The following is a 21702-nucleotide window of genomic DNA, read 5'->3' as shown; positions in this document are numbered from 1 at the left end:
ACGGCTGGCTCATTTGTTCATGATATGTTCTAATATAAAGCTAACGGGATGCCTTGAGTCAACCGAATTGGCGCTCCGTCGGATTCATGAGCGGAATCAACGGGATTCAAACATGGACGTACAACGCAAGCTGGAAATCCTGGCAGACGCCGCCAAGTACGACGCGTCCTGCGCCTCCAGCGGCACCGAGAAGCGGGATTCCAGCGACGGCAAGGGCATGGGCTCGACCGCGCCCGGCATGGGGATCTGCCATTCCTACGCGCCGGACGGGCGCTGCATCTCGTTGCTCAAGGTGCTGCTGACCAATGCCTGCAATTACGACTGCCTCTATTGCGTCAACCGCGCTTCCTCGAACGTGCCGCGCGCCCGCTTCACCATCGACGAGATCGTCAAGCTGACGCTCGACTTCTACCGACGCAATTACATCGAGGGCCTGTTCCTCTCCTCCGGCATCATCCGCAGCCCCGACTATACGATGGAGCAAGTGGTCAGTGTCGCGCGAAAACTGCGCGAGGAGCATCGCTTCCGCGGCTACATCCATCTGAAGACCATTCCGGAGGCCGACGATGCGCTGATCGCGGAGGCCGGCAAATATGCCGACCGTCTCTCCATCAACATCGAGATGCCAGAGGAGACGAGCCTGCAGCAATTCGCGCCGGAGAAGGACGTGCGCGCGATCCGCCGCACCATGGGCCGGCTGCGGCTAAAGCTCGACGAGGCCGAGGAAGACCGCAGCGCCAAAACGAAAGCGAAGCCGCAGCGCTTCGCGCCCGCCGGCCAAAGCACGCAGATGATCGTCGGTGCCGACGCGGCCTCCGATCAGACAATTCTCCACACCAGCGCCAATCTCTACGGCGCCTACCGGCTCCGGCGTGTCTACTACTCCGCCTTCAGCCCGATCCCGGATGCGAGCCGCGCCTTGCCTCTGGTCCAGCCGCCCTTGCTGCGCGAGCATCGGCTCTACCAGGCCGACTGGCTGATGCGGTTCTACGGCTTCGACGTTGCGGAGATCGTCGACGACAGCGCGATGCTGCCGCTCGACATCGATCCGAAGCTCGCCTGGGCGTTGCGCCACCGCGACCGTTTCCCGCTCGACGTCAACCGCGCCAGCCGCGAGGAATTGCTACGCGTGCCCGGCTTCGGCACCAAGACCGTCGAACGTATCATCGCGACGCGGCGCACGACAACGATCCGCCTCGCCGATCTCGCGCGGCTGCACGTCCCCAGGAACAAGGCGATGCCGTTCATCGTCCTCAGCGATCACCGGCCGACGCCGCATCGCCTCGACGAGGCGCGGCTGATCGAACGGTTCAAGCCGAAGGCAACGCAATTGGGATTTGGCTTCTGATGCAATATATCACCCTGGACACCGAATCCGATTTCGACGGCTGGCGCAAAGCCGCGCGATCGCTCGTGCTGCGTCACGTGGAGCCGCGCGATGTCACCTGGACCGTGCAGGGCGGCGAAGCCGATTTGTTCGCAGCGCCCTCGCCCTCTCCGATGCTCGAAGCGAATGATGGCACCTTCAACGTGCCGGCAAAATTCGTCGCGCTCGCCAAGGCCGCGGTCCTGCATCGCGACGGCGAGCGGTTTGCGATTCTCTATCGCCTGCTGTTTCGACTGAAGGACAATCACGATCTTATCGAGGTCGCGACCGACCCTGACGTCGCGCAGGTCACGGCGATGGCGAAAGCGGTCCATCGCGACGAGCACAAGATGCACGCCTTCGTGCGCTTCCGCGAGATCGGCAGGGAACGCGAGGCGCATTACGTCGCCTGGTTCGAGCCGGAGCATCACATCGTCGAGCTCGCCGCGCCGTTCTTCGCCAAGCGCTTCGCCGACATGCCCTGGTCGATCCTGACCCCGGACCTCTGCGCACATTGGGATGGCCACGCGCTCTCGTTCACACCGGGCGTCAGCAAGAGCGAGGCGCCGAGCGAAGACCGGCTGGAGGAAACCTGGCGGCGCTACTACGCCAGCATCTTCAATCCGGCCCGGCTCAAGGTGAAGGCGATGCAGGCCGAGATGCCGAAGAAATACTGGAGGAACCTGCCAGAGGCCTCGATCATTAAGCCTCTGATCGAGGACGCCGAGCGCATGACCGGCGCCATGATCGCCAATGCCGCAACCGATCCGCACAAGCCTCAGAAGCGGCCGGAGGCTCCCATGAAGCGCAAGACCGCCGCCGACGATCTCGAAGCGCTCCGCGAAGAAGCCGCGCAGTGCCGCGCCTGTCATCTCTACAAGGACGCGACCCAAACGGTGTTCGGCGAGGGACCGCGATCCGCCAACATCATGCTGGTCGGCGAGCAGCCCGGCGACAAGGAAGATCTCGCCGGCCATCCCTTCGTCGGTCCGGCGGGCCAGATGCTCGACCGCGCGCTGGAGGAAGCCGGCGTCGATCGCAAGAAGGTCTATGTCACCAACGCGGTCAAACACTTCAAATTCGTGCCGCGTGGAAAGATCCGCCTGCACCAGAAGCCGAATACGCCGGAGATCCGGGCGTGCCGGCAATGGTATGAGCGGGAGCTGGCGGCCGTTCAGCCCGATCTCGTCGTGGCGATGGGCGCCACCGCCGCGCAAAGCGTGTTCGGCAAGATCACGCCCATCGGCAAGACCCGCGGACGGCTCATCGACCTCCCCGACGGACGCAAGGCTCTCGTGACGGTGCACCCGTCTTATCTGCTGCGGCTGCCCGATCCGGAAGCCAAGGTGTTGGAGTATCAGCGCTTTGTCGAAGATCTAAAGATCGCCGCCGGCATGCAGAAGAAAGCGGTGAGGGCCGCCTAGATAGCGGGTGGGAAACGGCTTTCACGTCCCGGTTGTCATGCAGCCTTCAAATGCATCGCGGACAATACCCTTACCTGAAAGTTAAGGGGCGTCCAGACATGACAGACGTTGCATTCGACCGTGCGGTAGGCGATCCGACGCCCGTCCAGCCGGCTTCCCGGCCCAATCTCGACAAGGGCTTCAACCCGCTGACGATGATCCTGTTCTTCGGCATCCTCGCCGCGGGCCTGCTGTTCGTCGCCTACAGCATCTATGCCGACGTCAACGCCACCGGCATGCGGGTGACGACCTACCTGCCCTACATCCTCCTGTTCGTCGCGCTGCTGATCGCGCTCGGCTTCGAATTCGTCAACGGCTTCCACGACACCGCCAATGCGGTGGCGACCGTGATCTACACCCATTCGCTGCCGGCCGAAGTTGCGGTGATGTGGTCGGGCTTCTTCAACTTCCTCGGCGTGCTGCTCTCCTCGGGCGCGGTCGCGTTCGGCATCGTCTCGCTGCTGCCGGTCGAGCTGATCCTCCAGGTCGGCTCCAGCGCCGGCTTCGCCATGGTCTTCGCGCTGCTGATCGCCGCGATCCTGTGGAATCTCGGCACCTGGTTCTTCGGCCTGCCCGCCTCCTCCTCGCACACGCTGATCGGCTCGATCATTGGCGTCGGCGTCGCCAACGCCGTGATGCGCGGCCGCGACGGCACCTCCGGCGTCGACTGGACCAAGGCGACCGAGATCGGCTACGCGCTGCTGCTGTCGCCGCTGTTCGGCTTCATCTGCGCGGCCACGCTGTTGCTGCTGCTCAAGTTCGTCGTGCGCAACCCGGCGCTCTATGCCGCGCCCGAAGGCAACAAGGCGCCGCCGCTCTGGATCCGCGGCCTGCTGATCGCAACATGCACCGGCGTCAGCTTCGCGCACGGCTCGAACGACGGCCAGAAGGGCATGGGCCTGATCATGCTGATCCTGATCGGCACCGTGCCGACGGCCTACGCGCTCAACCGCGCGCTGCCGGAATCCCAGGTGGCTCAGTTCCAGACGACCTCGGAGGCCGCCGCCAAGGTGATCTCGGCGAAAGGCGCCGGCCACAGCATCATCGGCGATCCCCGTCCGGCGGTGACGCAATACATCACGCAGCGCCACATCAACGAGGGCACCTATCCCTCGCTCGCGGTGCTGGTGAAGGACGTCGGCGATCAGGTCGCCAAATACGGCACGCTGAACAAGGTGCCGGCCGAAGTCGTCGGCAACACCCGCAACGACATGTACCTGACCTCGGAAGCGATCCGCTTCCTGATGAAGGACAAGGAGAACGATCTCAACAACGAGGAGGTCGCGACCCTCAACGCCTACAAGGGCTCGCTCGACGCCGCCACGAAGTTCATCCCGACCTGGGTGAAGATCGCGGTCGCCATCGCGCTCGGCCTCGGCACCATGGTCGGCTGGAAGCGCATCGTCATCACCGTGGGCGAGAAGATCGGCAAGAGCCATCTCACCTACGCACAAGGCGCCTCGGCCGAGCTCGTGGCCGCCGCCACGATCGGCGCCGCCGACGTGTTTGGCCTGCCGGTCTCGACCACCCACGTGCTGTCGTCGGGCGTCGCCGGCACCATGGCGGCGAATGGTTCGGGCCTGCAATGGTCGACGATTCGCAACCTGCTGATGGCCTGGGTGCTGACCCTGCCTTGCGCGATCATGCTGTCGGCCACGCTCTACGTGATCTTCTCGCGAATCTTCTGAGAGGAACGACGCTCCATCAACGCGAATGGCCGGGCTCGTCCCGGCCATTTGCATTCGAGGTTGTCATTCCGGGGCGAATCGAAGAGCCGAACCCGGAATGACGACGGAAGCTCTTACGATGCCGCCAGCGATTCCTCGACCAGCTTGACCCAGTAGGACGTGCCGAACACGATCGCCTCGTCGTTGAAATTGTAGGCGGGGTGATGCAGGCCGGCGCTGTCGCCGTTGCCGCAGAAGATGAAGGCGCCGGGGCGCGCTTCCAGCATATAGGCGAAGTCCTCGCCGCCCATCAGCGGCGGCATCTCGTGCACGTTGGTCTCGCCCGCGACTTGCCTCGCAATCCGCCGCGCCACCTCGGTCTCCGCGGCGTGGTTGTTCACCACGGGATAGTTGCGCTTGTAATGGAGATCGATCTTGGCGCCGGTGATCTGGGCCACGCCCGCGACCACTTCGTGCACGCGCTTCTCGATCAGCTTGCGCACCTCCGGCGACAGCGTGCGGATGGTGCCCCTCAGCGTCGCGGTCTGCGGAATGACGTTGCGGGCGTTGCCGGCGTGGAATTCGCAGATCGAGATCACCGCCGATTCCAGCGGATCGACGCTGCGCGCGACGATCGACTGCAGCGCCGTGATGACCTGCGCACCGACCAACACGGAATCGACGCATTTGTGCGGACGCGCGGCGTGGCCGCCGAGTCCCTCGATCATGATGTCGACCTCGTCGGTTGCCGCCATGATCGGGCCCGGCCGGATCGCGAACGAGCCGATCGGGATGCCCGGACCGTTATGCATGCCGTAAACCTGCTCGATGCCGAAGCGCTCCATCAGGCCATCCTTGACCATGGCCGCGCCGCCGGCGCCGCCTTCCTCGGCGGGCTGGAAGATCACCACGGCGTCGCCGGCGAAGTTGCGGGTCTCGGCGAGGTAGCGGGCCGCTCCCAACAGCATCGCGGTGTGGCCGTCATGACCGCAGGCGTGCATCTTGCCGGGATTCTTGGATGCGTAAGGCAGGTTGGTCTGCTCCTCGACCGGAAGCGCGTCCATGTCGGCGCGCAGGCCGATCGTCTTGAGCCCCTCGCCGGCCGGCTTGCTGCCCTTGATCACGCCGACCACACCGGTCTGGCCGAGCCCGGTCACGACCTCGTCGCAGCCGAATTCGCGCAAGCGGTCCGCAACGAATGCTGCGGTGCGGTGTACATCGTACAGCAGTTCCGGATGCTGGTGGATGTCCCGGCGCCAGGCCTGAATATCGGGTTGGAGGTCGGCGACGCGGTTCACGATGGGCATGAAGGCTCTCGAGCTGTGTTTGAGAATGCAGGACTGTCTACCATGCAAGCGCCGGTCCACCTAACTCCCGCGGATCGAGGGTAGCCCTGTGCTCTCGTCATGGCCGGGCTTGTCCCGGCCCGCTGCGTCTGCCTATTAGAACGGAACGTTAAGTGACGATCCGGGGAAACGAATGCCGAGACGGCTCGAAGGTGAGTTCGACTACATTGTCGTCGGGGCCGGCACGGCTGGCTGCATCGTTGCGAACCGGCTGTCGGCCGACCGCAACAACCGCGTCCTCATCCTCGAAGCCGGCGGCGACGACAATTGGATCTGGTTCCACATCCCCGTCGGCTACCTCTTCGCCATCGGCAATCCGCGCTCGGACTGGATGTTCAAGACCGAGGCCGAGCCGGGCTTGAATGGCCGGTCGCTCGCCTACCCTCGCGGCAAGGTGATCGGAGGCTGCTCCGCAATCAACGCCATGATCTCGATGCGCGGCCAGGCCGCCGATTACGATCATTGGCGCCAGCTCGGCATGACCGGCTGGGGCTATGACGATGTGCTGCCGCTGTTCAAGCGGCTGGAGGATCACTTCCTGGGCGCGAGCGAGCATCACGGCGCCGGCGGAGGCTGGCGCATCGAGGCGCCGCGGCTGTCGTGGGACATTCTCGACGCCGTGGGCGATGCCGCCGCGGAGATGGGCATCAAGCGCATCCCCGATTTCAACACCGGCGACAACGAAGGCACCAGCTATTTCCACGTCAACCAGAAGCGTGGCCGGCGCTGGTCGTCGGCACGCGGATTCCTCAAGCCCGCGCTGAACCGTCCGAACCTGCGGCTCGAGAAGCATGTGCTGGTCGACCGTCTCATCATCGAGCAGGGCCGCGCGGTGGGCGTGCGCTTCATCCAGAACGGCGAGATCATCGAGGCGCGGGCGAAGCGCGAGGTGATCCTCTCGGCCGGCTCGATCGGCTCGGTGCAGGTGCTGCATCGCTCCGGCATTGGCCCGGCCGACTGGCTGTCGCCGCTCGGCATCGACATCGTGATGGACAAGCCCGGCGTGGGTCGCAACCTCCAGGACCATCTGCAGCAGCGCGCGATCTACAAGGTCGAAGGCGTGCGCACGCTGAACGAGACCTATTACAACCTGTTCCGCCGCGGCCTGATGGGGCTCGACTATGCCTTCCGCCGTCGCGGCCCGCTGACCATGGCGCCATCGCAGCTCGGCATCTTCACGCGCTCCGATGCGACGCGCGCGCGGGCCAACATCCAGTTCCACGTGCAGCCGCTGTCGCTCGACAAGTTCGGCGATCCCCTGCATCGCTTTCCCGCCATCACGGTGAGCGCCTGCAATCTCCAGCCGACCTCGCGCGGCACGGTGCGCCTGCGCTCGGCGGGCCCGGACGAAAAGCCGATCATCGCGCCGAACTATCTGTCGACCGACGACGACCGCCAGGTCGGCGCCGACGCTATCCGCACCACGCGCCGCCTGATGCAGCAGAAGGCGCTGGCAAGATATCGCCCGATCGAATATCTGCCCGGACCCACGGTCGGCGACGACGATGCCTCGCTCGCCAAGGCCGCCGGCGATATCGGCACCACCATCTTCCATCCCGTCGGCACGGCGAAGATGGGCACGGCGAACGATCCGATGGCGGTGGTGGACGAGCGATTGCGCTTCTACGGGCTCGACGGCCTGCGCATCGTCGATGCCTCGATCATGCCGACGATCACCTCCGGCAACACCAACACGCCGACGGCGATGATTGCCGAGAAGGGCGCGACGATGATCCTGGAGGATGCAAGGTAGCATCCCTTTCCCTATGATCAACGCACACGGTTTTTCAATCGGCCCGGCCGACGCGCAAATCGCCATGCTGCAATGGGGCGAGAGCGGGAAACCGCCCGCGCTCCTCGTGCACGGCACCGGGTTCGTCGCCCAAGTCTGGGACGAGGTCGCACGCGATCTGCCTTCCACTTGCACCGTGTATGCGCTCGACCGCCGCGGCCACGGCGCCAGTCACAAGACGGGCGCCTATCACTTCCTGGATTATGCCGACGACGTCTGCCGGGTGATCGACGCGCTCGATCTGCGCGCCGTCTACGGCATCGGCCACAGCGCCGGCGCGACCGACCTGCTGCTCGCGGCAAAACTCTTGCCTGCGCGGTTCACACGCCTGTTCGTGATGGAGCCGACCGTGATGGACCCGCGCGTGGCGCGCTCCGGCGGATTGAACGAAGAGTCCTTGTCCCGTGTGCAGGGCGCACTGCGCCGACGCGCCGAGTTCGACAGTGCTGACGCCGTCTTCGAACGCTACCGCACAGCGCCGACGTTCGCGGATTGGACCGAGACCTCGCTCCGGGCCTATGTGCGCCACGGCTTCACGGCGTTCGACGATGGCCGGGTGCGGCTCTGCTGCACGCCCGAGATCGAGGCGGCGATCCTGCGTCCGATCTACGAGGCCATGGAGCAGGTTTACGTTGGCGATGCTCGCGGCAATCCGTTTGCCTCGCTGGCCGAGATCGATTGCCCCGTGCGCGTCACGACCGCCGCGAAATCGGGGCCGATCTACAAGGAGATGGCGCGACGCGCCGTGTCGCTGATTCCGCGCGTCAGCACGTTCGTCTTCGACGACGCCGGACATTGTGTGGCGCAGGAAGTGCCTGCGCGCGTAGTGGAGGCTGTGCGGGAATTCGCGAAGCCCTGTCCATAGCCCGGATCAAACGAAGCGCAATCCGGGGACTATCGCAGATCTGGCCCCGCATGCCGCTTCGTGCCATGCCGGCTGCTATTCTCGTTACCTCACGAAATCGTCATCCCATCCGGGAATAAGTCCCCCGCTCCCCCAATCACCTCCACGACGCCCAATTCCGGGCCGGAGGAAATGCGCGATGAGCGGACACGATCACGGGGACGACGGCGTCAGCCGCCGCACGGTGCTGGAATGCATGACCTGGGCCGGCACCGGGGTGCTCTGGACCATTACCGGCGGGGTGCCGCGCTCGCTCGGCATCATCGATTCCGCGCAAGCTAAGACTGCCGCCGCGCCGGGCATGACCTTCCTCCAGATCAGCGACAGCCATGTCGGCTTCGACAAGCCGGCCAACCCCAACGCGCTCGGCACGCTGGAGGAAGCGGTCAACAAGATCAACGCGATGCCGGCAAAGCCTTCCTTCATGATCCACACCGGCGACATCACGCATCTGTCGAAGGCCGCCGAGTTCGACAATGCAGAGCGCATCATCTCGCAGAGCAAGCTCGACGTGCACTACGTGCCCGGCGAGCATGATTTCCTCGACGAGGAGGTGAAGTTCTATCGCGAGCGCTATGGCCGCGGCACCAAGGGTGCGGGCTGGTACTCGTTCGACGCCGGCGGCGTGCACTTCATCGGGCTCGTCAACGTCGTCGACCTCAAGGCCGGCGGGCTCGGCAATCTCGGCGCCGAGCAGCTCGCCTGGCTCGAGGACGATCTGCGCGGCAAATCCAAGTCGACGCCGATCGTGCTGTTCGCCCACATCCCGCTCTGGACCGTCTATCCCGAATGGGGCTGGGGCACCGAGGACGGTGGCCGAGCGCTCGAATACGTCAAGGGTTTTGGCTCGGTCACCGTGCTGAACGGGCACATCCACCAGGTGATGCAGAAGGTCGAGGGCAACGTCACCTTCCACACCGCGCGCTCGACCGCCTTCCCGCAGCCGGCGCCGGGGGCCGCCCCCTCGCCCGGACCGATGAACGTCGAGGACGCAAGGCTGCGCTCGATGCTCGGGGTCGCCAGCGTCAACTTCAAGCAGAACGAGCAGCGGCTCGCGATCATCGACACGCCGCTGCAGGGCTGACGGAAACTGACCATGAAGACACTCAATCGCCGCGACTTCGGTGTCGACCTCGGTCTCGCTTTGGCCGCGGCCATCCTGCTGCCCGCAACGAGCGCCCGTGCCGACGACATGGAAGTCCATATCGACAACTTCGTTTTCCAGCCGGCCGAGCTCAAGATCAAGGTCGGCACTACCGTGACCTGGACCAACCGGGACGACATTCCCCACACGATCGTCTCGGCCGGCAAGTTCAGGTCCAAGACCCTGGACACCGACGACAAGTTCTCCTTCACCTTCACCAATGCGGGCGACTACAAATATTTTTGTTCGTTGCATCCGCACATGACGGGGATGATCAAGGTTGAGTAACGTCTCCAACCAAGGCATCAACGTCCTGCCCGGCTGGTGGTCCCACGCCGGCCGGGCTCGGGCGTCTTCGATCACGGTAAAAGAAGAAGCAAAGCAAGAGGCAGAGCGAGGAGCGATGCCGGCCACCGACGATGTACAGAAGGCGCAGCGCTTCCGGGAGGCAGCTCTGCCCTATCTCGACGACGTCTACACGCTCGCGCGCTATCTCTTGCGCGATCCATCCGACGCCGAGGATGCGGTGCAGGAATGCTATCTGCGCGCCCTGAAGCACTTCGACAGCTATCGCGGACCGGCGATGAAGCCCTGGCTGTTCGCGATCCTGCGCAACGTCTGCAACGCAGAATATGCGCGGCGTGCGCACAGGCCCAGCGCGATCGAGGATACGCCCGGCGCCGCCGAGCAGACGCCGATCTGGCAGGAGACTGGGATGAGCCCGGAGACCGAAGTGCTGCGCAGCCGCGATGCCGGCGCGATCCGCAAGCTGATCGACGCACTCGCCGAACCGTTCAGGGAAACCTTCGTGCTGCGGGAGATCAACAACCTGTCCTATCGTGAAATTGCCGAGGCCGTCGGCGCGCCCGTCGGCACCGTGATGTCCCGCCTCGCCCGCGCCCGCGCCATGCTGCGCGCGGCCTGGACGGCGGAAGAGGAGCAAGCGAGATGACCTGCGACGAAGCAAGGATCCTGCTTCACGCGCTGCTCGACAACGAGCTCGATGCCGGCCATGCGCGCGAGGTCGAAGCCCATATCGCCGGTTGCCCGGACTGCGCGGCAGAGCTCGCGGCGCAACGCGAGATGCAGCGCGTCCTCAAAGATACCAATTTGCGCTACACCGCGCCGGCCAGCCTGCGCGCGCGCATCGAAGCCTCGCTGCCTGAGCCGCAGCGCCGGCAACCGACCCGCCGCTCCGTGCTGCGTGGCTTTGCGATGGGCTCGGCGGTCTCTGCGCTCGCGGCCTCCGGCGTCGTCGCCGTGGTGCTGCGCCAGGACGACCAGCAGCGCATTCTGTCGGAGGTCGTCTCCGCGCATCTGCGCTCGCTTCAGGCCGGCCACCTCACCGACGTGATCTCGACCGATCAGCACACGGTCAAACCTTGGTTCAATGGCAAGCTCGACGTCGCCCCGCCCGTGATCGACCTCACCGCGCAAGGTTTTACGCTGGTCGGCGGCCGGCTCGACTACATCGACGCCCGCGCCATCGGCGCCGTCGTCTACAAGCGCCGCCAGCACGTCATCAACCTGTTCGTATCGCAGACATCGAACGCGGAATATCGCGCGCCGAAGACCGAGACCATGCAGGGCTTCAACTGCCGCCGCTGGGGCAATCGCGGCCTGAACTTCTGGGCCGTCAGCGATCTCGGCGCCGACGAGCTCGCCGAGTTCGTCGCGAAGTTCGAGACGGCGATGAAGGCGAATGTGGAGGGGTAGCGGTCTCCACCGTCATTGCGAGGAGCGAAGCGACGAAGCAATCCAGAATGCATCCTCAGACACATTCTGGATTGCTTCGCTACGCTCGCAATGACGATCGTCGAAAATGCTCGGCGAAATCAGGCCGACCTTCTCACCGCGTTGTCCACCAGGGTCTTGCCGAGCGACCAGATCGCGCCGGGGACCTTGTGGCTGCCGGCGATGACGTCGTCGAACGCCTTCTCGATCCAGCTGCAATCTTCCTCGGTGATCGTGAGCGGCGGCAAGAGCTTGATGGTATGGCTGCCGTGGCCAGCCACCTGGGTCAGGATCTTGTGATCCTTGAACAGGGGCACGGTGATGAGCTGGCAGAACAGGCCCTTGTTGGCGGTCTCCAGCACGTTCCAGGAGGCGCGCAGGCGGAGCGATTTCGGCGGGCCGAACTCGACGCCGATCATCAGGCCCTTGCCGCGCACTTCCTTCATCAGCTCGTAGCCGGGCACCATGCGCGTCAGGGCGAGGCGCAGCTCGGCGCCGCGCTTGGCGGCGGACTCGATCAGCTTCTCGGACTCCATGACGTCGAGCGTGGCGATGCCTGCGGCCATCGCGAGGTCGTTCTTGGAGAAGGTGGAACCGTGGACCACCGCGCGGTCCATCTGGTTGAAGATCTTGTCGAAGATGGCCTTGCGCGTCAGCACCGCACCGACCGGCACGTGGCCGCCCGACAGCGACTTCGACAGCAGCACCATGTCGGGCTCGACGTTCCAGTGCTCGACCGCGAGGAAGCGGCCGGTACGGCCCATGCCGGTCTGGATCTCGTCGGCGACGAACAGCGTGCCGTATTTCTTGCAGAGCGCAGCCGCGCCGGGCAGGAATTCGTCGTTGGGCATGTTGACGCCCTTGCCCTGGATCGGCTCGACGACGAAGGCCGCGACCTCGCGCGAGGCCAGCGCCTTTTCCAGCGCGGCCAGATCGTTGAACGGGATCGACGTGCAGCCCGGCAGCAGGGGCTCGAAGCCGGTGCGGAAGTTCGAATCACCCGTCAGCGACAGCGCGCCATAGGTCAGGCCGTGATAGCCGTGGGCGCAATAGACGATGCCGGGACGGCCGGTCGCGCCGCGCGCGAACTTGATGGCGGCCTCGACGCATTCCGCGCCGGAATTGGCGAAGAACGCCTTGTCGAGATAAGGGACGTATTTCAGAAGGCGCTCGGCCAGCACGCCGGCCAGCGTCGAGACGTCGAACTGGACGAGGTTGGGCAGGTCGGCATCGAGCACGCTCTTGAGCGCCTCGCGCATGACGGGATGATTGCGCCCGATTGCGAACACGCCAAAGCCGGACAGGAGGTCGAGATAGCGCGCCCCCTCGCGGTCGTAGAGATACTGCCCCTGCCCCTTCTGGAAACCGACGTCGTAGCCGATCGTCTTGAGGACCCGAACCATCTGCTCGTTCAGGTATCGGTTATGCAGGGTGCTGCGCTGGGCCTGACGGTCCGCGAACAGCTGAGACATGTCTGGATTTGGACTGTGCATCCGCTACATACTTCGGTTGAGGGCCGTCCCGTCAACTGAAAACGGACCGCCGTCGAAAAGGCTCTGTGCGGCCTTTTGCCCTTTTTCGGACCATCTTCGCAAGCAGAGCTTTAGACCATGTTGCACGGCCAAGGAACACCCATGCGTTTAGCCCTTTACACCGGAATTATACTGGCTGGCGGTTTCACCTGTCTGACCCCCGCGCTCGCCGCGGACCCGACCGGCGACTGGCGGGTCGCCGACGGCGTCGCCAACATCCGTGTCGCCCAATGCAGTGGCAGCATGTGGGGCGCGGTTTCCTGGGAAAAACAGCCCGGCGGCCGCGACGAGAACAATCCGGATGCTTCAAAAAAGAACAGGCCGACGCTGGGCATGGCGACCCTGATCGACATGAAGAAGAAGCCCGGCGTCGATCAGTGGGAAGGTCAGGTCTACAACGCGAAGGACGGGCAGCTCTATAGCGCGACCATCACGCCCGCAGGCCCCGACCAGCTCGAGATCAAGGGCTGCGTGATGGGCTTCCTGTGCGGGGGCGAGACCTGGACCCGCGTTGGCCCGCCGATTCCCTTGAGCTCCGCCAACGCCATCGCCAAGGGCGCGCCGAAGTCCACCGGCGCGGCACCGAAAGCCCCCGCAACGACCGGGGCCACAGCGCCTGCACCTGCGCCTGCCGCCCCGAAGGCGGCCGCCAAGCCCGGTCAGAAGGGCGCCGACCAGGTCGGCGACATCTGCCTACTCCCTGAGATTGCGGGGTTTGCCCATTAGGGCCGGCTGAAACAGCAGCACGGCGGCAAGCGTCGTCACCAGCGAGAGTGCGAGCAGCTTGCCCATGCTCGACGTGCCGGGATGGCTCGACAGCCACAGGCTGCCGAACGCCGTCGCGGTGGTCAGCGCACTGAAGAAGATCGCGCGTGTCAGGCTGGTCTGGAGCAGATTCGTTCTGCCGGAGCGCCAGGCCACGACATAGTAGATCTTGAAGGCGACGCCGACGCCGAGCAGCAGCGGGAATGCGACGATGTTGGCGAAGTTGAGCGGCAGGCCGATCAGCACGCAGATCTCGAGCGTCACCGCGCCGGCCACCAGGAGCGGCACCAGCGTCATGAGCACGTCGACGAAGCGGCGGAGCGTGATCCACAACAGCAGGCCGATCACCAGCAGCGCATAGATGCCGGCGTGGATGAACGCCTTCACCACGGTGTCACCCGATTTCAGGATCGAGACCGGGCCGCCGATCGCGGTCGGCTCCGCCTCGAGCACAGCCGCAGCAAATCTGCGCAGCGTGTCGTTGTCATTGGGATCGCCCTTCGGCAAGGCCTCGACGCGGATGATGCCGTCCTTGCTCTTCCAGGCGCTGACGAGATCCGGCGGCAGTGACTTCAACGTGACCGGCTCGGCCTGCATCGCGTTCCTGAGCTGGCCGAACACGATCTTCATCGGCGCGACGAACACATCCTGCGCCTTGTTGCGCGTGGCCTCGTCGCCATTGGCGAGCTTCTCGAGCGCGTCGGCGAGCCGGCGCGAGGCGACGGCACCCGGCCCCTTCGCGTCGCCCGCGGTCCGGCGCAGGTTGTCGACCGAGGATTTCAACGCCTCGACGTTCTCCTGATCCGATGGCGCCGGGTCGATCTGGTCGGGATTGAGCGCGGGATTCAGCACCTTGGCGCCCTGCGCGAGCAGCTTCAGTTTCGGCGGCTGGTCTTGCGGCACGAAGCTGTCGAGCGACATCACGCGCAGCACCTCGGGCACCTTCTCGAGCCTCGCCTCGATCTGCTTCACCTGCTCTTCCGACGTCGTCATCACGTTGATGGCATTGGCGCCGGTGTTGGGATCCTTGCGCAGGTCGAGGAAGGTCGCGATCGATTCGGCGCGCGGATTGCGCAGATTCATCGGATTGAAGTCGAACTTCATGAAGTACAGCAGCGGCAGGCCGCCGAGCGCCAGCAGCAGAGTGCCGCCCACGATCAGCACGCGGTGTGTCTCCAGGAAGTGATCGAGCGGCGCCAGGAAGGCATAGCCGACCGGCTCCATCTCGCCGGGCGGGTTCAGCAGCTTCAGCAGCGCGGGCAGCACGGTGATCGACGAAAGGAACGCCACCAGCATGCCGACGCCGGCGATCTGACCGAGCTCCGCGATGCCCTTGTAGTCGGTCGGCATGAAGCAGAGGAAGCCGGCCGCCGTGGCCATCGCGGCGAGCGACAGCGGCACCGCCGAGCGCTTCGCGGCCAGCACCAGCGCACCCGAGAGGTCGTTGTGCTTGTAGCGCTCCGAGCGGTAGCGGACGCTGTACTGGATGCCGAAATCGACGCCGAGGCCGACGAACAGCACCGCGAACGCGATCGACAGCAGATTGAACGATCCGACCATCATCAGGCCGGCCGCGGTCGTCAGCGCAAGGCCGACGAAGAGATTGATGAACACTGCGAAAATGATCTTGGCCGAATGCAGTGCCAGCCACAGGATGAGCAGCACGACCAGGATGGTGCCGATGCCGTTGACGACGGCGCCTTCCTGAACGGTCGCGTATTCCTCGTTGGCGATCGGCACCGGGCCGGTGAGCCGCACCCGCGCCTGGTACTTGGTTGCAAAATCGAGATCGGCCGCCGCTTTCCGGATCGCGTCGGTGGCATCCTTGCCGGGCTCCAACGCGTTGTAGTCGAGGATCGGCTTGAACTCGATGAAAGCGCGCTTGTCCGAATCCTTCAGCGGCTCGTCGCTGACGAGTTCGCGCCAGGAGAAGCTCGCATTGCCCTTGTTGAGCACGGTTTCGACCGTCTGCGCGATCAGGTTGAACGGACGCTCGGTGTTGTCGAGCTTGACCTGGCCGCGCTTGACGCCGGCAAGTCCGGTCTCCAGCGCGCCGGTGAGGCCGCGGATCGAGGGATCGCCAGCCATGATCTCGATCAGGGGCGCGGCGGATTCGAACTGACCGGTGATCTTGCCGACTTCCTCCGTCGGCAGGAACAGCAGGCCGTTCTTCTCGAAGAACTCGCCGCTGCCGAGTTGCTGCAGCGACAGGAAGTTGGTCTTGTCGTCCTTCAGCTTGGTGTAGAGCGCGTCCGCCGCTGCGCTCGCCATTTCCGGCGTCCGGGCCTCGACCACGGCGAGGATCGTTTCGTTCTGATCGAACGCTTTGTCGAACTGCTGGTCACGCTTGCGCCAGTCGAGATTTTGAGAAATCAGCGAATTGATGTCGGTGTTGATGGCGAAGTGGCGCGCAGCGTAATAGCTCGCTCCCACCGACAGCAGGAGCCCGAGAACGACGACGAGGGAGGCAAACCGGGTGCAGGCCCTGACAATGGCAACGACTACGCTTTGCAGCACTTCTTTTCTTTCTGCGGTTAACAGCTTGCCGGAAACGCCCGCTGTTTATCGGAGTTCCCGGGCGAAACCTATTGCTGTTTTGAGTGGCACTCGCCGCCAGCAGGTTCGAGGTAAACGGCGGAGACCGTGGCAAAATCATGCGGGGCGGTCGGTATAGCCGGGGAGTTGAGGCGGGAAAGTGACGAAGGGGTGAGCACAAATGTCGCCCTCTTGCCTTCCAGAAGTCACACACCATAATACCGTAAAATCGATCGGATTGGGAACCCCGGGTTCATTCCACCTTCCCTTTCTGCCGATTTTTTGACACAAAGCATTGCGCCTCCATGCGCCGGAGCCCGACGGGGGTGGTTGGCTACCGCGTGCGAGACCGATGGTGCGGATATTGCACCGTACGGGTCAGTATCGGGGTGCTGCCGGGAACTTGAAGCGGATTGGTGCAACTTGCGTGATGGACGTCCCATGGAAGTTTATCTGGCGCAGCCGCGCGGCTTCTGCGCGGGCGTGGTGCGCGCGATCGAGATCGTGGAACGGGCCCTGGAGAAGTACGGCCCGCCCGTCTACGTGCGCCATGAGATCGTGCACAACAAGTACGTGGTCGAGAGCCTGAAGACCAAGGGCGCGATCTTCGTCGAGGAATTGTCCGAGGTGCCGCCGAAGGCCGTGACGGTGTTCAGCGCCCATGGCGTCGCTCGCAGCGTCGAGGACGAGGCCGCGGCGCGCGACCTTCCGGTGCTCGATGCCACCTGCCCGCTGGTCACGAAAGTTCACAATCAGGGGAAGCGCTACGTCAGCAGGGGACGCATCTTGATCCTGATCGGCCATGCCGGACACCCTGAGGTCGAGGGCACGATGGGCCAGGTTCCCGCCCCGGTGCTACTTGTTCAAAGCGTTGAAGAGGTTAAGGCCCTGACGCTGCCCGCGGATACGCCAGTGGCCTACATCACCCAGACCACCCTGTCGGTCGACGACACCAGGGACATCATCGCGGCCCTCCAGGCCCGCTTTACAGATATTCAAGGTCCAGATATCCGGGATATCTGCTATGCGACACAGAACCGCCAATCTGCGGTAAGGGATCTGAGCAAGCTGGTCGACGTGATCTTGGTGGTGGGCGCTGCCAACAGCTCGAACTCGAACCGGCTCCGCGAAATCGGCACTGAAGCCGGGGTCGCGAGTTATTTGATTGCCGACGGCAGCGAGCTCAATCCGGAGTGGTTGAAAGATGCCAGGACCGTCGGCGTCACGGCCGGCGCTTCGGCGCCCGAGGTACTCGTGGATGACGTGATCGAAGCGATGCGGCGAATCGGACCAGTGCAGGTCTCGGTGCTGCCGGGACGCGAGGAAAACATCGAATTCCGGCTTCCGGCCCAACTGGCTGCGAGCTGACCCACCCGAATTCCAATCCCAGAAAGAAACTTGTAATGGCTATCCCCTTCTTCAAGGAAATGCGCATCGGCGGCTATTTGCTCAAGCAGAAAATGCTTGGCCGCAAACGCTATCCGCTCGTGCTGATGCTGGAGCCGCTGTTTCGCTGCAACCTCGCCTGCGTCGGCTGCGGCAAGATCGATTATCCCGATGCGATCCTCAACCGCCGCATGACGGCGCAGGAGTGCTGGGACGCGGCCGACGAGTGCGGCGCGCCGATGGTCGCCATCCCCGGCGGCGAACCGCTGATCCACAAGGAGATCGGCGAGATCGTGCGCGGCCTCGTCGAACGTAAGAAGTTCGTCTCGCTCTGCACCAACGCGCTGCTGCTCGAGAAGAAGCTCGACCTGTTCACGCCCTCCCCGTATTTGTTCTTCTCGGTGCATCTGGACGGCCTGAAGGACCATCACGACAAGGCCGTGTCGCAGAAGGGCGTGTTCGACCGCGCCGTGTCCGCGATCAAGGCGGCCAAGGCGCGCGGCTTCACCGTCAACGTCAACGCCACCATCTTCGACGGCCACCCGGCCGAGGAGATCGCGAAATTCCTCGACCTGACTGTCGAGCTCGGTGTCGGCGTCTCGATGTCGCCGGGCTACGCCTATGAGCGCGCGCCGGACCAGGAGCACTTCCTCAACCGCACCAAGACCAAGAAGCTGTTCCGCGACGTCTTCGCCATGGGCAAGGGCAAGAAGTGGAATTTCATGCATTCCGGCCTGTTCCTGGACTTCCTCGCCGGCAACCAGGAATACGAGTGCACGCCGTGGGGCATGCCCGCGCGCAATATCTTCGGCTGGCAGAAGCCCTGCTATTTGCTCGGTGAAGGCTACGCCAAGACCTTCAAGGAGCTGATGGACACCACCGACTGGGAAACCTACGGCACCGGCAAGTACGAGAAGTGCGCCGACTGTATGGCCCATTGCGGCTACGAGCCGACGGCGGCGACCGCTGCCCTCAACAACCCGCTGAAGGCGATGTGGGTGTCGCTGCGCGGCATCAAGACCTCGGGCCCGATGGCGCCGGAGATCGACATGTCCAAGCAGCGCCCGGCGCAGTACATCTTCTCCGAGCAGGTCCAGAAGAAGCTCTCCGAGATCCGCAAGGACGAAGCCGCCGCCGCGCAGGCGAAGGCGGCGCAGAAGGCTTCGACCGCCGCGTAAGCGAGACACGGCCTGGAGCCCGGACCGCACTCTCCATCCGGGCTGCGGCATCAACGAAAAAGGCCCGATCGCCAATGGCGACCGGGCCTTTTCTGTGTCAGCTGGACGAAACCGCTCAGGCCGCCTTGGAGATCACGGCGTCGCTGCCGGTGAGATCGCTGTCGGTGAACTCGGTGCCGATCAGGTAGTCGCGGCAGCCGCGCAAAGACCGCAGGGCGCGGTTGAAGTCGATGCCGGTCGAGACCAGTGCATGCAGCGTCGCCGGGTTGCGGACGATGCCGCGCAGCACGGCCGCAAGGTCGATCTGGCCGTTCGGCTTGATGGCGGCGCGGGCGAGCGCCGGCAGCGCGCGATGGGCGGGATCGCTGATGACGCGGACCGCGGCGAAGGGCAGCCCGGCCTCGGCGGCGTAGGCGGCCGCGATGTGGCTTTCCATGTCGACCGCCGCAGCGCCCGTCTCGGAATGCAGCGCCGCCTTGCAGGAGCGCTTCGTGACCACTTCCTCGGCACCGGCGAGGCTGCCGCGCACCACGCGGCGGCGCCCCGAGGTCAGGCGATCGATGAGGTCGTCGCCGAGCGACAGCCCGGCGGCCCAGCGGGTGTCACCGGAGAGCACCTCGGTCGCCAGCACGACGTCGCCGGAGCGCAGCGTCGGGTCAAGCCCGCCGGCCACGCCGAACGAGATCACGCCGCGAATCGTATTGGGATCCACCACCGTCAGCAGCGCCCGCAACTGGGTCGGGCTGCTGGATGAACAGATGACCGCCATTCCAGGCCCGGCCGCAATGCGGGCCTCCTGAACCAGTCCAGTCACGATCAATATCGGCCGCGGGTCGATGGTATTCCCCACGGAAAAATAGTCCCCCGTCCCCAAAGTCACATTCCGACCCCTACCACCCTGCTGTTGGTGTTCCGCAAGTTCCGATACCGCGCCAACGCCCACAGCGGAAAGAACTTTGGATAACCATGATAACGTAGATAGAACACGCGGGGGAAGCCTGTGGCGGTGTACCGCTGCTCGTCCCACAGTCCTTTTTTGTTCTGTGTTGCAATCAGGTACTCCACCCCGCGGGCGACGGCGGGGTGATCGACCTCGCCTGCCGCCATCAGGGCAAGCAAGGCCCATGCCGTTTGCGAGGCGGTCGAGGGCGCAGCCTCCCAGCCCTTGTAGTCCAGGCGATAGCTGACGGCGTCCTCACCCCAGCCACCGTCCTCGTTCTGGATCGAGGCCAGCCAGCCCGCGGCCTTGCGAATCATGGGGTCCTTGTGGTCGACGCCGGCCATGTTGAGGGCACAGAGCACCGACCAGGTTCCATAGATGAAGTTCATGCCCCAGCGTCCGTACCAGGACCCCTCGGGGTGCTGGGTCTTGCGGAGATAGGCAACGCCGTCGGCCACGTGCTTGCTGGTCTTCTCGGTCTCGCCGAGCTGGGCCAGCATCGAGATGCAGCGCGCGGTGACATCCTCGGTCGGCGGATCGAGCAGCGCGCCGTGATCCGAGAACGGGATGTTGTTCAGGTAATATTCGAGGTTGTCGACGTCGAAGGCGGCCCAGCCGCCGTCGCGGCTCTGCATGCCCTCGATCCACTCCCGGCCGCGGGCGATCGCGGCGTCGTAGCCGGCAACCCCGTGCTCCCGCCGCATGCGGTCCATCGACATCACCACGACGGCGGTGTCGTCGAGATCGGGATAATGCGCATTGTTGTATTGGAAGGCCCAGCCGCCGGGGCGCACGTCGGGCCGCTTCACCGCCCAGTCGCCCTTCACCTCGAGCTCCTGCTTGGGGATCAGCCAGTCGAGGCCCTGCTTGGCCGCCGGCACCGCCTTGTCGCCGCCGGCTTCCAGCAGCGCGTGGGCGGTCAGCGTCGTGTCCCACACCGGCGAGACGCAGGGCTGGCAATAGGCCTCCTCGCCGTGGATGACGAGCAGCTTGTCGATGCCGCGGCGCGTCGTCGCCCGCGGCGGATAATTCTCGTCCTTGCCGAGCGCGTCATACATCATGACGATGTTGGCCATCGGCGGGTAGATCGCACCCATGCCGTCCTCGCCGTTGAGGCGCTCTTCGGTGAAGGCGAGCGCCGCGTCGATGGCGCGCTTGCGCAGGCTCTTGGGAAACATCGGCTCGATCACGCGCAGAATGGCATCGAGCGAGCGAAACAGCACGAACCAGGCCATGCTCTGGTGCGGCGCCTTCGCGGTCATGCCGATCGAGCGCGGATCCTGCAGGAACAGCTCGTCGATGCCGACGCCCTTCGGATTCCGCGCGCGCGGCTTGAGCGCCGCGATCACCATCAGCGGCACCATGGTGGTGCGCGCCCAATAGGAGATCTTGTTGAGGTGGAACGGCGACCAGAACGGGAGCAGCACGATCTCGATCGGCAGCACCGGGACCGCGCGCCAGGTCACGACGCCGAACGTCGCGAGCAGGAAGCGGGTGAACACGTTGCTGTTGATGGCGCCGCCACGGGCATGGATCGCCTCGCGCGCGCGCACCATGTGCGGCGCGTCGACGGAGTCGCCGATCATCTTCAGCGCGAAGTACGCCTTCACGCTGGCGCTCATGTCGAACTCGCCGTCATGCACCAGCGGCCAGCCGCCATGGGCGCCCTGCACGCGGCGGAGATAATTGGCGATCTTGGCCTCGAGCGCGGTGTCGACCGGCTCTGCGAGATAGTGGCGCAAGAGGATGTATTCGGCCGGAATCGTGCAATCGGCCTCGAGCTCGAACACCCAATGGCCGTCGGATTGCTGGAATTCGAGGACGCCTTGCGTAGCCGACGCAATGCTCGATTCCAAGGTTTTCGATTCCAAGGTTTCGCGGCTGGTCGCGTTCACGGAATCCATGTCGTTCGATTGCTCCGATAGTCGATTGAAATTGACCGGGTCATTG

Annotated in this window: 17 protein-coding genes; 12 read left to right on the top strand and 5 right to left on the bottom strand. The window is 64.7% G+C overall.

All coding sequences use genetic code 11. From position 1 onward, the window contains the following. The first annotated feature begins 112 nt into the window (after positions 1–112). The 3 genes from HAP40_RS12960 to HAP40_RS12950 all read left to right on the top strand — a co-directional run bounded on the left by HAP40_RS12960 (position 113) and on the right by HAP40_RS12950 (position 4517). Entirely contained in the window at positions 113–1348 is a 1236-nt protein-coding gene (locus tag HAP40_RS12960) for a putative DNA modification/repair radical SAM protein (RefSeq protein WP_166817431.1), read from the top strand. Beyond that, complete coding sequence (locus tag HAP40_RS12955; RefSeq protein ID WP_166817432.1) at positions 1348–2790, top strand: UdgX family uracil-DNA binding protein; 1443 nt, start codon at positions 1348–1350, stop codon at positions 2788–2790. Before HAP40_RS12960 ends, HAP40_RS12955 begins: the two co-directional genes overlap by 1 nt. Positions 2791–2888: 98 nt before the next feature. Continuing rightward, positions 2889–4517 carry an inorganic phosphate transporter gene (locus tag HAP40_RS12950; RefSeq protein WP_166817433.1) on the top strand — a complete coding sequence of 543 codons (1629 nt, stop codon included), beginning with the start codon at positions 2889–2891 and terminating at the stop codon, positions 4515–4517. Between the two features lie 113 nt (positions 4518–4630). Here the strand turns inward: HAP40_RS12950 and HAP40_RS12945 are convergent, their stop codons facing one another. After that, entirely contained in the window at positions 4631–5803 is a 1173-nt protein-coding gene (locus HAP40_RS12945) for a M20 aminoacylase family protein (protein WP_166817434.1), read from the bottom strand. Positions 5804–5975: 172 nt separating this feature from the next. Here HAP40_RS12945 and HAP40_RS12940 point away from each other — a divergent pair, with 172 nt between their 5' ends. The 6 genes from HAP40_RS12940 to HAP40_RS12915 all read left to right on the top strand — a co-directional run bounded on the left by HAP40_RS12940 (position 5976) and on the right by HAP40_RS12915 (position 11398). After that, positions 5976–7595, top strand: a complete 1620-nt coding sequence (locus HAP40_RS12940; RefSeq protein ID WP_166817435.1) for a GMC family oxidoreductase — start codon at positions 5976–5978, stop codon at positions 7593–7595. Between the two features lie 13 nt (positions 7596–7608). Then, positions 7609–8499 carry an alpha/beta fold hydrolase gene (locus tag HAP40_RS12935; RefSeq protein WP_166817436.1) on the top strand — a complete coding sequence of 297 codons (891 nt, stop codon included), beginning with the start codon at positions 7609–7611 and terminating at the stop codon, positions 8497–8499. Between the two features lie 178 nt (positions 8500–8677). Then, complete coding sequence (locus tag HAP40_RS12930; RefSeq protein ID WP_166817437.1) at positions 8678–9622, top strand: metallophosphoesterase family protein; 945 nt, start codon at positions 8678–8680, stop codon at positions 9620–9622. A 12-nt stretch (positions 9623–9634) separates the two neighbouring features. Further along, positions 9635–9970, top strand: a complete 336-nt coding sequence (locus tag HAP40_RS12925; RefSeq protein WP_166817438.1) for a cupredoxin domain-containing protein — start codon at positions 9635–9637, stop codon at positions 9968–9970. Between the two features lie 115 nt (positions 9971–10085). Beyond that, positions 10086–10634: a sigma-70 family RNA polymerase sigma factor gene (locus HAP40_RS12920; protein WP_166817439.1), complete on the top strand. Its 549-nt coding sequence runs from the start codon at positions 10086–10088 to the stop codon at positions 10632–10634. Further along, the gene (locus HAP40_RS12915; protein WP_166817440.1) at positions 10631–11398 is read left to right on the top strand and encodes an anti-sigma factor family protein; all 768 of its coding nucleotides are present in this window, start codon (positions 10631–10633) and stop codon (positions 11396–11398) included. The genes HAP40_RS12920 and HAP40_RS12915 overlap by 4 nt, the downstream gene beginning before the upstream one ends. 119 nt (positions 11399–11517) lie before the next feature. On the opposite strand, the gene hpnO is transcribed toward HAP40_RS12915, so the two are convergent. After that, positions 11518–12909, bottom strand: a complete 1392-nt coding sequence (gene hpnO, locus HAP40_RS12910; protein ID WP_166817441.1) for an aminobacteriohopanetriol synthase HpnO — start codon at positions 12907–12909, stop codon at positions 11518–11520. 141 nt (positions 12910–13050) lie between these two features. Here hpnO and HAP40_RS12905 point away from each other — a divergent pair, with 141 nt between their 5' ends. Further along, positions 13051–13674 carry a DUF2147 domain-containing protein gene (locus HAP40_RS12905; RefSeq protein ID WP_166817442.1) on the top strand — a complete coding sequence of 208 codons (624 nt, stop codon included), beginning with the start codon at positions 13051–13053 and terminating at the stop codon, positions 13672–13674. On the opposite strand, the gene HAP40_RS12900 is transcribed toward HAP40_RS12905, so the two are convergent. Continuing rightward, a complete protein-coding gene (locus tag HAP40_RS12900) occupies positions 13642–16230 on the bottom strand; it encodes an MMPL family transporter (RefSeq protein ID WP_166817443.1) in 2589 nt (862 codons plus the stop codon). The two genes, HAP40_RS12905 and HAP40_RS12900, sit on opposite strands and share 33 nt — an antisense overlap. A 459-nt stretch (positions 16231–16689) precedes the next feature. On the opposite strand from HAP40_RS12900, the gene ispH reads away from it, so the two are divergent. Continuing rightward, positions 16690–17616: a 4-hydroxy-3-methylbut-2-enyl diphosphate reductase gene (ispH, locus tag HAP40_RS12895; RefSeq protein ID WP_166817444.1), complete on the top strand. Its 927-nt coding sequence runs from the start codon at positions 16690–16692 to the stop codon at positions 17614–17616. 35 nt (positions 17617–17651) lie between these two features. Beyond that, positions 17652–18812, top strand: coding sequence for an adenosyl-hopene transferase HpnH (gene hpnH / locus HAP40_RS12890; RefSeq protein ID WP_166817445.1), 1161 nt, complete (start codon positions 17652–17654; stop codon positions 18810–18812). A 115-nt stretch (positions 18813–18927) separates the two neighbouring features. Here hpnH and HAP40_RS12885 read toward each other — a convergent pair whose 3' ends face one another. Together HAP40_RS12885 and shc are read right to left on the bottom strand one after the other, a co-directional pair. Continuing rightward, positions 18928–19692 (bottom strand): phosphorylase, encoded by a 765-nt coding sequence (locus HAP40_RS12885; protein ID WP_166817446.1) that lies wholly within the window; start codon positions 19690–19692, stop codon positions 18928–18930. Next, entirely contained in the window at positions 19689–21656 is a 1968-nt protein-coding gene (gene shc, locus HAP40_RS12880; protein WP_166817447.1) for a squalene--hopene cyclase, read from the bottom strand. Before shc ends, HAP40_RS12885 begins: the two co-directional genes overlap by 4 nt. Positions 21657–21702 lie beyond the last annotated feature (46 nt).

The sequence above is a fragment of the Bradyrhizobium sp. 1(2017) genome, assembly GCF_011602485.2.
Classification (GTDB): domain Bacteria; phylum Pseudomonadota; class Alphaproteobacteria; order Rhizobiales; family Xanthobacteraceae; genus Bradyrhizobium.
This window is presented reverse-complemented; position numbering and strand designations above follow the sequence as displayed.